A 12,410-nucleotide genomic window follows, 5' to 3' on the forward strand; every position below is an offset into this window, starting at 1 on the left:
GTGGGCCCCGCGAACAGCGCGGTGTGGGACTAGGTCGCCCCATGGTAGGCCCCCGGCCGGGGGGCTTGGGGGGGGGGGGGGGCCCGCGCGCCCACCGCGCGATCCCGCCGAACCGAGGAGCCCGAGCTGTCCGAGCACGACGACCCGTCCGCCGGCTCCTCCGCCGTCGTGCCGCCCGGCCGGCCGCGCACCCGGCTGCTGCTGACGCTGGCCGCCGTCGTCCTCCTGGCCGACCTCGTGACCAAGCTCGTGGTCGTCGCGACCATCGAGCCGGGTGAGGACATCCGGCTGCTCGGTGGCGCGCTGTACCTGACCCACCTGCGCAACACCGGCGCCGCCTTCTCCTTCGCGCAGGGGGCCACGGTCGTGTTCAGCCTCATCGCGATCGTCGTGGCCGTCGTCATCGTCCGCACCGCCCGCCGGCTGCGCTCGACCGGCTGGGCCGTGGCGCTGGGGCTGGTGCTGGGCGGCGCGGTGGGCAACCTGATCGACCGCATCTTCCGCGACCCCGGCTTCCTGCGCGGCGGGGTCGTGGACTTCGTCTCGGTGTTCGGCCCGGGCGGGAGCGTGTTCCCGGCCTTCAACGTCGCCGACTCGGCGATCGTCTGCGGCGGCATCCTGGGCGCGGTGCTGGCGCTCCGGGGCATCGAGTTCGACGGCACCCGCAGCGGTGCGGAGGAGCGGCCCCGGGCCGTCTGAGGTCCGGCTCCGCCGTCCCGTCCGGCCCGACCCGCACAATGGGGGGCGTGACCAGCGCTCCCGGCCTGCACCGCGCCCTTCCGGTGCCCGACGGGCTGGAGGGGCAGCGGGTGGACCAGGCCCTGTCCCGGCTCTTCGGCCTGTCCCGCACGGCGGCGGCCGAGCTCGCCGACGCCGGCCACGTCGTCGTCGACGGCCGGGTGCGCGGCAAGGGCGACCGGCTCGCCGGGGGCAGCTGGCTGGAGGTCGAGCTGCCGCCCCCGCCGGGCGAGCCCGCGCCGCCCAGGCCGGTCGAGGGGATGACGATCCTGTTCGACGACGACGACCTGGTGGTCGTCGACAAGCCGGTGGGCGTCGCCGCGCACCCCAGCCCCGGCTGGGACGGGCCCACGGTCATCGGCGGACTGGCCGCCGCCGGGTACCGCATCTCCACGTCGGGTGCGGCCGAGCGGCAGGGTGTCGTGCACCGGCTCGACGCGGCCACCACCGGCGTGATGGTGGTCGCCAAGAGCGAGCGCGCCTACACCGCGCTCAAGGCCGCGTTCAAGGAACGGACGGTCGAGAAGGGCTACCACGCGCTCGTGCAGGGCCACCCCGACCCGTCGCGCGGCACCATCGACGCACCGATCGACCGGCACCCTCGGCACGACTGGAAGTTCGCCGTCGTGAGCGGGGGGCGGCCGTCGGTCACCCACTACGAGGTGACCGAGGCATTCGCCGCCGCCAGCCTCGTCGACATCCGGCTCGAGACGGGGCGCACCCACCAGATCCGGGTGCACTTCTCCGCCCTGCGCCACCCCTGCGTCGGGGACACCACCTACGGCGCCGACCCGACCCTCGCCGCCCGGCTGGGGGTCTCCCGCCAGTGGCTGCACGCGGTGCGGCTGGGCTTCCCGCACCCGGCCGACGGGCAGTGGATCGAGGTCACCAGCGAGTACCCGCCCGACCTCGCCGGCGCGCTGGCCCTGCTGCGCGCCGAGGCCTGACCCCGCGACGGTGACGGGTCTGCCGGTCGCGCTGGGCGACTTCGGCCCGGCGGCGTTCGCCGCGGTCGTGGTCGCCGTCTACCTGGTGGCGGGGGAGCCCGTCGTCGGGCACGTGCTGCACCGCCGGTTCGAGGGGCGGCTGCGCACCGACGCGGGCGCCCGCCGCTCGTTCTACCGGCGGCTGCTCGTGCTCGAGTGGGGGCTGGCCGCGGTCGCCGCCGTCGTCTGGCTCGCCGCTCCCGGGGTCGACGCCGCGGCCGTGGGGCTGGTCTGGCCGCGGGAGTGGCCCGGGCCGGTCACCGCGGCGGTCGTCGTCCTGGTCCTGCTGTTCGTCGTCGCCTCCACCCGCCAGCTGCGGGCCGGCGCCCTGCTGGAAGCGGCCCGACCGGCGCGGCGGGCGGGTCATTCCCCGCCCGCCCACGGCCGGCACGCCGAGCCGCCCGGGCAGTCCACCCTGGCGCTGCTGCCCCGCACCGGGGGCGAGCGGCGGCTGTTCACCCTCGTCGGCGTCACGGCGGGGGTGTGCGAGGAGTGGCTGTACCGGGGGTTCTTCCTCGCCGTGGTCGCCGCCGTGACCGGAGGCCTGCCCACCTGGCTGCTCGTGGTCGTCGCCGCGGCCGCGTTCGGCCTGGCGCACGCCTACCAGGGGCGCGCGGGCATCGTCCTGACCGGTGTGCTGGGCGGGATCATGGCCGCGTTCTACCTGGACACCGGGTCCTTGCTGCTGCCGGTGCTGCTGCACGCGCTGATCGACCTGCGCTTCCTGCTCGTGCCGGCCAGCGCCCTGCCGGCGTCGGTGCACGAACGGCCCGAGGCCCCCGGCCGCTGACCGGCCCGCTCGCCGGCGTCGCCAGAATGGAGGTCGTGCCCAGCCCCACCGCCCAGGTCGCCACCACCGCCGACTGGCCGGAGGTGGCGGCGCTGCGGAGCCGCGTGTTCGTCGAGGAGCAGGGCGTCCCGCCCGAGATCGAGCAGGACGACGCCGACGCGGTGGCCGTGCACGTGCTCAGCCGCGACGTCTCCGGCCGCGTGGTCGCCACCGGGCGGCTGCTGCTGGACGGGGCCACGGCGCGCATCGGCCGGATGGCCGCCGCGGCCGAGGTCCGGGGCAGGGGGCACGGGGCCGCCGTCCTCGCCGAGCTGCACCGGCAGGCCGTCGCGCGCGGGGCGCGGGCGGTCGAGCTGCACGCCCAGCTGCCGGCCCGCCGCTTCTACGAGCGCGCCGGGTACGCGGCCGTCGGCGAGGTCTACGAGGAGGCCGGCATCGCGCACGTCACCATGCGGCGCGCGCTGTCCTCAGCCGAATCCGGACCGCTGTGACGGATCGGTCCACTGTGAGCAGACACGTCGTGTCAGACCCTCGGCGTAGAACCGAACCAGTGCGAGGATCGACCCACCGGCCCGCCGGTGCCCGACACCCCGCATGCACTGCCGGTCTTCCCCGCCGGTCGCCCGCCGCGTGACGCCGGCCGGGCACGCACGACCCGTGAGGAGCATCCCGCACAGTGAGCAGCCCGTCCGATTCGTTCGTGCACCTGCACGTACACACCGAGTACTCGATGCTCGACGGCGCCGCGAAGCTGCCTGAGGTCACCAAGGCCGCGGCGGAGCAGGGGATGCCGGCGCTGGCCATGACCGACCACGGGAACGTGTTCGGCGCCTACGACTTCTACAAGCAGGCGCACGCGGCCGGCGTGAAGCCGATCATCGGCATGGAGGGCTACTACACGCCGGGCTCGCGGTTCGACCGGGCGCCCTTCGACTTCGGCGACAACCTCATCGACGAGGAGGGCGACGGCGGCTCCAACCGGGGGAAGGCCGCGTACACCCACATGACGCTGCTGGCCCGCAGCACGGAGGGGATGCACAACCTCTTCCGCATCTCCTCGCTGGCCAGCCTCGAGGGGCAGTACCGCAAGCCCCGGTTCGACCGGGACCTGCTGGAGCGCTACGGCAAGGGCCTCATCGCCACCACCGGCTGCCCGTCGGGCGAGGTGAACATGTGGCTGCGCGCCGGCAAGGAGGACAAGGCGCGCCAGGCGGCCGCGGACTTCCAGGACATCTTCGGGCGGGAGAACTTCTACGCCGAGCTGATGGACCACGGCCTGGCCATCGAGAAGAAGACCCGGCCCGCCCTGCTGGCGATCGCCAAGGACCTCGGCATCCCGCTGCTGGCCACCAACGACCTGCACTACACGCACAAGGAGGACGCCGAGGCCCACGACGCCCTGCTGTGCATCCAGACCGGCTCGCGGCTCAACGAGCCCAACCGCTTCAAGTTCAACGGTGACGGCTACTACCTGAAGTCCGCCGCCGAGATGCGGGCGCTGTTCACCGGCGACCTGCGGGAGGCCTGCGACAACACCCTCCTGGTCGCCGAGCAGTGCGAGGTGACGTTCACCGAGGGCGCCGACCTCATGCCCCGGTTCCCCCTGCCACCGGGGGAGGACGAGACCTCCTGGTTCGTGAAGGAGGTCGAGCGCGGCCTGCACAAGCGCTATCCGAACGGCATCCCCGACCACGTGCGCAAGCAGGCCGACTACGAGGTCGGGATCATCTGCCAGATGGGCTTCCCGGGCTACTTCCTCGTGGTCGCCGACTTCATCAACTGGGCCAAGGACAACGGCATCCGGGTGGGCCCGGGTCGTGGCTCGGCCGCGGGCTCGCTGGCGGCCTACGCCATGGGCATCACCGACCTCGACCCGCTGCAGCACGGGCTGATCTTCGAGCGGTTCCTCAACCCCGAGCGCGTCTCCATGCCCGACGTCGACATCGACTTCGACGACCGCCGCCGGGGCGAGGTGATCCAGTACGTCTCCAAGAAGTACGGCGAGGAGCGGGTCAGCCAGATCGTCACCTACGGGACGATCAAGGCGAAGGCAGCGATCAAGGACGCCGCCCGCGTGCTCGACCGGCCCTACTCGGTGGGCGACGAGCTGACCAAGCTCATGCCGCCGGACGTCATGGGCAAGGGCATCCCGCTGTCGGGGGTCTTCGACCCGGCCCACCCGCGCTACAAGGAGGCCGCGGAGTTCCGCGCCCGCTACGAGTCCGACCCCGGGGCGGCCGAGGTCGTCGACCAGGCCCGCAAGCTCGAAGGCCTGAAGCGCCAGTGGGGCGTGCACGCCGCCGGCGTCATCATCGGCCGCTACCCGCTGATCGACAGCATCCCGATCATGCGCCGCGAGGCCGACGGCGCCATCATCACGCAGTTCGACTACCCGACCTGCGAGACGCTCGGCCTGCTGAAGATGGACTTCCTGGGCCTGCGCAACCTCACCGTCATCGACGACGCCCTGCGCAACATCGTGATCAACGGCAAGGAGCCGGTCGACCTCGACGAGATCAGCAAGGACCTCACCGACCCGGCCACCTACGCCCTGCTCTCCCGCGGTGACACGCTCGGGGTCTTCCAGTTCGACGGCGGGCCGATGCGCTCGCTGCTGCGGCTCATGCGGCCGGACAACTTCGAGGACATCTCCGCCGTCGGCGCGCTCTACCGCCCGGGCCCGATGGGTGCGAACTCGCACACCAACTACGCGCTGCGCAAGAACGGCCAGCAGGAGATCACCCCGATCCACCCGGAGCTGGCCGAGCCGCTGGAGGAGATCCTCGGCCAGACCTACGGCCTGATCGTCTACCAGGAGCAGGTCATGGCAATCGCGCAGAAGGTCGCCGGCTACTCGCTCGGCAAGGCCGACCTGCTGCGCCGCGCCATGGGCAAGAAGAAGAAGTCGGTGCTGGACGCCGAGTTCGTCGGCTTCGAGGCCGGCATGAAGGCCAACGGGTTCTCCAGCGCCGCCATCAAGACCCTGTGGGACATCCTCGTCCCCTTCGCCGACTACGCGTTCAACAAGGCCCACTCCGCCGCCTACGGCCTGGTCTCGTACTGGACCGCCTACCTCAAGGCCAACTACCCGGCCGAGTACATGGCCGGCCTGCTCACCAGCGTCCAGGACGACAAGGACCGTCGGCCCATCTACCTGGCCGAGTGCCGCCGGATGGGCATCAAGGTGCTCCCGCCCGACGTCAACGAGTCCTCGTGGGACTTCACCGCGGTCGGCACCGACATCCGCTTCGGGCTGGCCTCGGTGCGCAACGTCGGCACCAACGTCGTGGAGTCCATCGTCCGGGCGCGCGAGGAGAAGGGCGCCTTCAAGGACTTCGCCGACTTCATGCGCAAGATCGACACGGTCGCCTGCAACAAGAAGGTCATCGAGTCCCTGGCCAAGGCCGGGGCCTTCGACTCGCTCGGCCACTCCCGCCAGGGCATCGTCGCCGTCCACGCCCAGGCCGTCGACTCCGCGATGGGACTCAAGCGCAAGGAGGCCGAGGGCCAGTTCGACCTGTTCGGCAGCTTCGGCGGGGATGGGGCGGCCGACGACCCGTTCGCCGGCGCCCTCGACATCACCATCCCGACCGCCGACTGGTCCAAGAGCGAGCGGCTGATGTTCGAGCGCGACATGCTCGGTCTCTACGTCTCCGACCACCCGCTGCACGGCGTCGAGCACGTGCTCGCCGCCAACGCCGACACCCCCATCGCCGAGATCAACGCGGGCGGGGTCGAGGACGGCGCCAACGTGACCATCGCGGGCATCCTCACCGCCGTCTCGCCGCGCACGAACAAGCAGGGCGCGCCGTGGGCGATCGCGACGCTGGAGGACCTCGAGTCCGGCATCGAGGTGCTGTTCTTCCCGAAGACGTGGGCCGAGGTCTCGGAGAAGGTGGTCCGCGACCAGATCGTCGTGGTCAAGGGCCGGATCAGCCGGCGCGACGACCAGCCCTCGCTGTTCGGCTCGGAGGTCATCGTCCCGGAGCTCACCGAGGGCGCGCGCGGGCCCGTGCTGGTCTCGATGGCCGCCGCCCGGTGCACCCCACCGGTCGTGGAGCGGCTGCGGGAGGTGCTGGGCAGCCACCCGGGCACCACGGAGGTGCGGCTCAAGCTGGTGAACGGCAGCAGGGAGACGGTGCTGCGGCTCGACCAGGGGCTGCGGGTGCAGCCCAGCACCGCCCTGATGGGCGACATCAAGGCACTCCTCGGGCCGACGAGCGTGGCGCTGCTCTGAAAGAGGACCCCCTGCCCCCCACCGCTCGCACGCTCGCGGCGGGCCCCTGCAGGGGGCCGGGCTCGGGAGGTTGTTCACTGGTGGGGTGAGCACCCCACCGCTGCCCGTCCAGCCCGTGCCGGGGGTGCCCCCGCACGCCTACTGGCGGGGCCGGCCGGAGGTCCGGGAGGACCTGCGCGCGGGCCGGGCGCTCCTGGTCGGGCTCGCCCTCGCCGGCCTGCCCGCGGGTGCGCTCTGGTGGCTGCTGGCCCCCCGGGCGGAGTTCCAGGTGACCGAGACCGGCCCGGTCGCCGTCGGCCCGCCGGCGGCGGAGGTGCGGATCGCCGACGACACCGTGCTCGTGCTCGTGCTGCTGGGCCTGGGGCTGCTGGCCGGCGCCGCGGCGTGGCAGGTCCGCCGCGGCCGGGGGGTGGGCATGCTGGTGGTCCTCGTGGCCGGTACGTCGGCGGCGGCCGTCCTCGCCTGGCAGGTCGGGGAGCTGCTCGGGCCCTCACCCACCGAGGTCCAGCTCTCCCAGGTCGGCGCCGAGGTCACCACGGGGCTGGTGCTCGGTTCCCTGCCCGGCCTCGCCGCCGCGCCGTTCGCCGCGCTGCTCGTGTACCTGGGCTGCGCGCTGGTGGCCGCCGACGACGGCCTCGGTCGGCGCGGGGGCGGCGATCCGGGGACCGTCGCGCCGCCCCCTGTGCGCTGAGCCGACGCACCGTGCACGGTGCACAAAGGCCGTGGCCAAGTTGGTGCGCGGTGGCCGTGGGCAGGCTGGGGGATCGTTCCTAGTGTCGGCGGTCACAGGATCTGCGTGGTGCGGATCACAGCGTGCGACCACCGAGGAGACGGCGACGCATGAGCTTCGGTTACCTGCCCTGGGCCCGGCCGGCATCCTCGGGTGACGCGCCCTGCGTCCGCGACGAGGTCGTCGCCCTGACCTACGCGGAGCTCGACGTCCGGGTCGCCGCGTTCGCCGGTCAGCTCGCGGAGCACGGGTTCGGTCGCGGCGACGTCCTCGCCGTCATGCTGCCCAACCGGGTCGAGCTCCTCGTGGCGCTCTACGCGGCGTGGCGGCTCGGCGGCGCCGCGACGCCGGTGAACCCGGTGTTCACGGCGAGCGAGGCGGACCACCAGATCGCCGACTCGGGCGCCACGCTCGTGGTGAACCTCGGGCCGGGTGCGCCGACGGCCGGCCTGCCGGCGATCGGTGTCGACGACATGCGGGTCGCCGGCTCCGGGGCGCAGCTCCCGCCGGTCGCCCTGGAAGGGCACGACCTGGCCCTGCTGATCTACACCAGCGGCTCCACCGGGCGCCCGAAGGGCGTCATGCTCGACCACGCCAACGTCGAGGCCATGTCGAGCACCATGGCCGACCACTTCTCCCTCACCGAGCGGGACCACTGCCTGCTGGTGCTCCCGCTCTTCCACGCCAACGCGCTCATGGTGAGCGCACTCGCGACGTTCCGGGCCGGCGGGCAGCTGAGCATCGTGGGCAGCTTCTCCGCGAGCCGCTTCTTCGAGCAGGTGGAGCGGCTGCGGCCGACGTACTTCTCCGCCGTCCCGACCATCTACGCGCTGCTGGCCTCGCTGCCCGACGACGTCCGCCCCGACACCTCGTCGCTGCGCTTCGTCGTCTGCGGCGCCGCTCCCGTGCCGGCGGAGCTCCTCGACCGCTGCGAGGAGCGGTTCGGGTTCCGGATGGTCGAGGGCTACGGGCTCACCGAGGGCACCTGCGCCTCGGCGTGCAACCCGGTCGACGGCGTGCGCAAGCTCGGGAGCGTCGGCCCCGCGCTTCCCGGCCAGCGCATCGAGATCCGGGGTGAGGACGGTGCCCCCGTGCCCACCGGTGCGATCGGCGAGGTCGTGATCGCGGGACCCACCGTCATGCGGGGATACCTCGGCCGGCCCGAGGCGACGGCGGAGACGCTGGTCGACGGCTGGCTGCGCACCGGCGACGTGGGCCGGCTGGACGACGACGGCTACCTCACCATCGTCGACCGTGTGAAGGACATGATCATCCGCGGCGGGGAGAACATCTACCCCAAGGAGATCGAGGCCGTCCTCACCACCGTGCCCGGCGTCCTCGAGGCCGCGGTCGTGGGCCGACCCGACGCCGTCCTCGGGGAGTCGCCCGTGGCCTACGTGAGCCTCTACCCGGACGCCCGGGTCACCGAGGAGCACCTGCTCGAGCACTGCCGGCGCCACCTCACCCGGGTGAAGGTCCCGGAGCGGATCGAGATCGTCGACGGCCTGCCCAAGAACCCGGTGGGGAAGACCGACAAACCCGCCATCCGCCGGTCGTTGCAGCCCCAACCGGCCTGACCGACAGCTTTCCCGCGCCCCTCTGCACGTCCGCCAGCAGCGAGAGCACCCCTCTCGCTGATCACCCCTGCCCGTACGAAGGAGCAACCATGGGCTTCAAGACCGCAGACATGCCGCCGGTGGACCCGGCGCAGTTCGAATCGATGCCCTTCATGGAGCGCATGCGGATGCTCGCCACCCACTGGTGCGAGTACGGCTTCGGCGGCCCGAAGACCAACCACATGCTCTACGTCTACAAGCTCGCCTTCTACGTGTTCGGCGGGTTCACGGTCGTCGGTCTGACGACGCCGGGACTGGGCTTCGGGGACCTCGGGGCGTGGTGGGGCGAGCCGATCGTCTACCAGAAGCTGATCATCTGGACGATCCTGTTCGAGATCACCGGGTGGGCGTCGTCCTCCGGCCCGCTGGCGTTCAAGTTCAAGCCGTTCATCGGCGGCTTCCTCTACTGGTCGAAGCGCGGCACGCTCCGGCTCCCCCCGTGGCCGGGCAAGGTCCCGTTCACCGCGGGTGACCACCGCACCGCTTTCGACGTGGGCCTGTACTTCTGCATCCTGGCCACGCTGGTGTTCCTGCTGATCGGCCCCGGGGTGCGCACCGACGCCCTGCCCGGCAGCGAGGCCGGCCTGCTGCCGCAGTGGGCGCTGCTGACCTTCGTGGCGCTCATCATCGTGATGGGGCTGCGCGACCGCGTCGTCTTCCTGGCGGCTCGCTCCGAGCAGTACATCGCGGTGCTCTTCTTCTTCGGCATCCTCGGCAACCACGTCGACATGATCATCGCGGCCAAGATCGCCATGGTCACCATCTGGATGGGCGCCGGCGTCTCGAAGTTCGGGCACCACTTCACCAACGTGGTCCCGCCGATGATGAGCAACACGCCCTGGCTGACGTCGCTGCGGTTCAAGCGGGCGCTGTACCGCGACTACCCGAACGACCTGCGGCCGTCCAAGGTCGCCTGGGCCTTCGCGCACATCGGCGGCACGGTCGTCGAGCTGGTGCTCCCGCTGGTCCTGCTGTTCTCGACCAACACCACGATCACCTGGCTCGCGATCGTCGGGATGATCGTGTTCCACATCTTCATCACCTCGACCTTCCCCCTGGCGGTGCCGCTGGAGTGGAACGTCTTCTTCATGTTCGCCACCGCGTGGCTGTTCGGCGGCTTCCCGGCCGGCGAGGGCTACGGCATCGGCGACATCAGCTCGCCGTGGCTGCTGCTGCCCATCGTCGCCGTGTTCGTGGCCTTCCCCATCCTGGGCAACCTGCGGCCGGACCTGGTGTCGTTCCTGCCGTCGATGCGGCAGTACGCCGGCAACTGGGCCTCGGCCACCTGGGCCTTCCGGGGCGACGAGGCCGAGGACAAGCTGAACCAGCACCTGGTGAAGTTCAACCCCAACCAGATCGACCAGCTCTCCGGTGCGTTCGGCAAGGAGATCGCGGAGATCTTCATGCAGAAGGCGGTGGCCTGGCGGACGATGCACAGCCAGGGCCGGGGCCTGCTGTCGCTGATGATGCGGCACCTGGACCGCATGGAGAACTACCGCATCCGGGAGGGCGAGTTCGTCTGCACCACGCTGGTCGGCTGGCAGTTCGGCGACGCCCACCTGCACAACGAGCAGACCGTCACGGCCGTGCAGAAGCGCTGCGGGTTCGAGCCGGGGGAGTGCATCGTCGTCTGGGTCGAGTCGCAGCCGATCCACCGCTCGACGCAGGAGTACAAGGTCATCGACGCGGCGCTGGGCGTGGTGGAGCGGGGCTACTGGAAGGTGAGCGACGCGGTCGCGGAGCAGCCCTGGCTGCCGAACGGCCCGATCGCGCACACGGTCACGTGGCGGAGCCCCGGCTACACCCCGGCCGGTGAGCACCCGCACCCCGTCGTCCGTGCCAGTGTGAGTGCATGACCGACGCCGTCGTGGTCGGCAGCGGGCCCAACGGGCTCGCTGCCGCCCTCACCCTCGCCGCCGCCGGCGTGCACGTCACGGTCCTGGAGGCCGCGGACACCATCGGGGGAGGGACCCGCAGCAGCGCCCTCACGCTGCCGGGTCTGGTCCACGACGAGTGCGCCGGCTTCCACCCGCTCGCCGTGGACACCCCGTTCTCCCGCGCGTTCGACCTCGGCGCGCAGGGGCTGACGTGGCGGTGGGCGGGCATCGAGTACTCCCACCCGCTGGACGGCGGCCGCGGCGCCGCCGTCCAGCGGTCGGTGGACGCGACCGCCGACCACCTGGGCGCCGACGCCGGCCGGTACCGCAGCCTCTTCGGCCCGCTGACGGAGCGCTTCGGCGACATCGCCGAGGACTTCCTGCAGCCGCTGCTGCACGTCCCGGCGCATCCCGTGAAGCTCGCGCGGTTCGGCGCCTACTCCCTGCTCCCGGCGGCGGTCCTCGCCCGGCGCTGGTCCACGGAGGAGGCGCGCGCCCTGTTCGCCGGCGTCGCCGCGCACGCCTTCCGGCCGTTGGGCTCCCCGGCGTCGTCGGCCATCGGCGTGGCCCTCGGCACCGCCGCGCACCGCTACGGCTGGCCGGTGGCCGAAGGAGGATCGGCGGCCATCAGCCGGGCGGTGTCCACCCTCCTCGCCCGGCACGGCGCGAAGGTGGAAACCGGGGTGACCGTCGGCTCGATGGCCGAGCTGGGGGAGCCGGACATCGTCATGCTCGACCTCGCGCCCCGTGCCGCGGCCCGGCTCGTCGGCGACCGGATGCCCAGGCGGGTCGCGCGCGCGCTGACCCGCTACCGGCACGGGCCGGGGTCGTTCAAGGTCGAGTTCGCCGTCCAGGGCGGCGTTCCGTGGGCCCACGAGGAGTCGCGGCGGGCCGGGACCGTCCACGTCGGGGGCACGTTCGAGGAGATCGCCGCGGCGGAGAGGGACATCACCCGCGGCCGCATGCCCGAGCGTCCCTTCGTACTCGTCGGGCAGCAGTACGTCGCCGATCCGAGCCGCTCGGCCGGCGACGTCCACCCGCTGTACACCTACGCCCACGTGCCGGCCGGCTACACGGGGGACGCGACGCGGGCCATCGAGCAGCAGATCGAACGGTTCGCCCCCGGTTTCCGCGAGCGCGTGCTGGCCCGGCACGTGACCTCGGCCGCGGGGCTGGAGGCGCACAACGCCAACTACGTCGGAGGGGACGTCGTCACCGGCGCCAACGACCCGCTGCAGCTGGTCTTCCGCCCGCGGGTGGCGCTGGACCCCTACTCCCTCGGGGTCGACGGGGTCTACCTCTGCTCGGCGGCCACACCGCCCGGCGCCGGCGCCCACGGGCTGTGCGGGTACAACGCCGCCCGGTCGGCCCTGTCGCGGGTCGCACGCTGAGCGCGGGGCAGGACGGACGTGCACGGACGGGACGGCGGCAGGAGG

9 protein-coding genes are annotated in these 12,410 nt (G+C 72.4%); all 9 read left to right on the forward strand.

From position 1 onward, the window contains the following. Positions 1-168: 168 nt before the first annotated feature. The 9 genes from lspA to ACI799_RS19505 all read left to right on the forward strand — a co-directional run bounded on the left by lspA (position 169) and on the right by ACI799_RS19505 (position 12,365). The gene (gene lspA, locus ACI799_RS19465; RefSeq protein WP_456588739.1) at positions 169-699 is read left to right on the forward strand and encodes a signal peptidase II; all 531 of its coding nucleotides are present in this window, start codon (positions 169-171) and stop codon (positions 697-699) included. A gap of 38 nt (positions 700-737) precedes the next feature. Further along, positions 738-1,685, forward strand: a complete 948-nt coding sequence (locus ACI799_RS19470) for an RluA family pseudouridine synthase (protein WP_456588738.1) — start codon at positions 738-740, stop codon at positions 1,683-1,685. Between the two features lie 10 nt (positions 1,686-1,695). Further along, positions 1,696-2,514 carry a CPBP family intramembrane glutamic endopeptidase gene (locus ACI799_RS19475; protein WP_456613732.1) on the forward strand — a complete coding sequence of 273 codons (819 nt, stop codon included), beginning with the start codon at positions 1,696-1,698 and terminating at the stop codon, positions 2,512-2,514. A gap of 26 nt (positions 2,515-2,540) precedes the next feature. Beyond that, the gene (locus tag ACI799_RS19480) at positions 2,541-3,005 is read left to right on the forward strand and encodes a GNAT family N-acetyltransferase (RefSeq protein ID WP_456613733.1); all 465 of its coding nucleotides are present in this window, start codon (positions 2,541-2,543) and stop codon (positions 3,003-3,005) included. Positions 3,006-3,190: 185 nt separating this feature from the next. Continuing rightward, complete coding sequence (gene dnaE, locus ACI799_RS19485) at positions 3,191-6,751, forward strand: DNA polymerase III subunit alpha (protein WP_456588735.1); 3,561 nt, start codon at positions 3,191-3,193, stop codon at positions 6,749-6,751. 85 nt (positions 6,752-6,836) lie between these two features. Next, positions 6,837-7,442 carry a DUF2567 domain-containing protein gene (locus tag ACI799_RS19490; protein WP_456613734.1) on the forward strand — a complete coding sequence of 202 codons (606 nt, stop codon included), beginning with the start codon at positions 6,837-6,839 and terminating at the stop codon, positions 7,440-7,442. Between the two features lie 149 nt (positions 7,443-7,591). Continuing rightward, entirely contained in the window at positions 7,592-9,058 is a 1,467-nt protein-coding gene (locus ACI799_RS19495; RefSeq protein WP_456613735.1) for a class I adenylate-forming enzyme family protein, read from the forward strand. Positions 9,059-9,147: 89 nt separating this feature from the next. Continuing rightward, complete coding sequence (locus ACI799_RS19500) at positions 9,148-10,953, forward strand: DUF3556 domain-containing protein (RefSeq protein ID WP_456613736.1); 1,806 nt, start codon at positions 9,148-9,150, stop codon at positions 10,951-10,953. Next, entirely contained in the window at positions 10,950-12,365 is a 1,416-nt protein-coding gene (locus ACI799_RS19505) for a phytoene desaturase family protein (RefSeq protein WP_456613737.1), read from the forward strand. Before ACI799_RS19500 ends, ACI799_RS19505 begins: the two co-directional genes overlap by 4 nt. Positions 12,366-12,410 lie beyond the last annotated feature (45 nt).

The sequence above is a fragment of the Blastococcus sp. SYSU DS0753 genome, from assembly GCF_054051175.1.

Coding starts and splice junctions, on each gene's coding strand:
- ACI799_RS19470 (WP_456588738.1), top strand. CDS start 738: ATGGGGGGCGTGACCAGCGCTCCCGGCCTGCACCGCGCCCTTCCGGTG.
- ACI799_RS19495 (WP_456613735.1), top strand. CDS start 7,592: ATGAGCTTCGGTTACCTGCCCTGGGCCCGGCCGGCATCCTCGGGTGAC.
- ACI799_RS19505 (WP_456613737.1), top strand. CDS start 10,950: ATGACCGACGCCGTCGTGGTCGGCAGCGGGCCCAACGGGCTCGCTGCC.
- ACI799_RS19500 (WP_456613736.1), top strand. CDS start 9,148: ATGGGCTTCAAGACCGCAGACATGCCGCCGGTGGACCCGGCGCAGTTC.
- ACI799_RS19480 (WP_456613733.1), top strand. CDS start 2,541: ATGGAGGTCGTGCCCAGCCCCACCGCCCAGGTCGCCACCACCGCCGAC.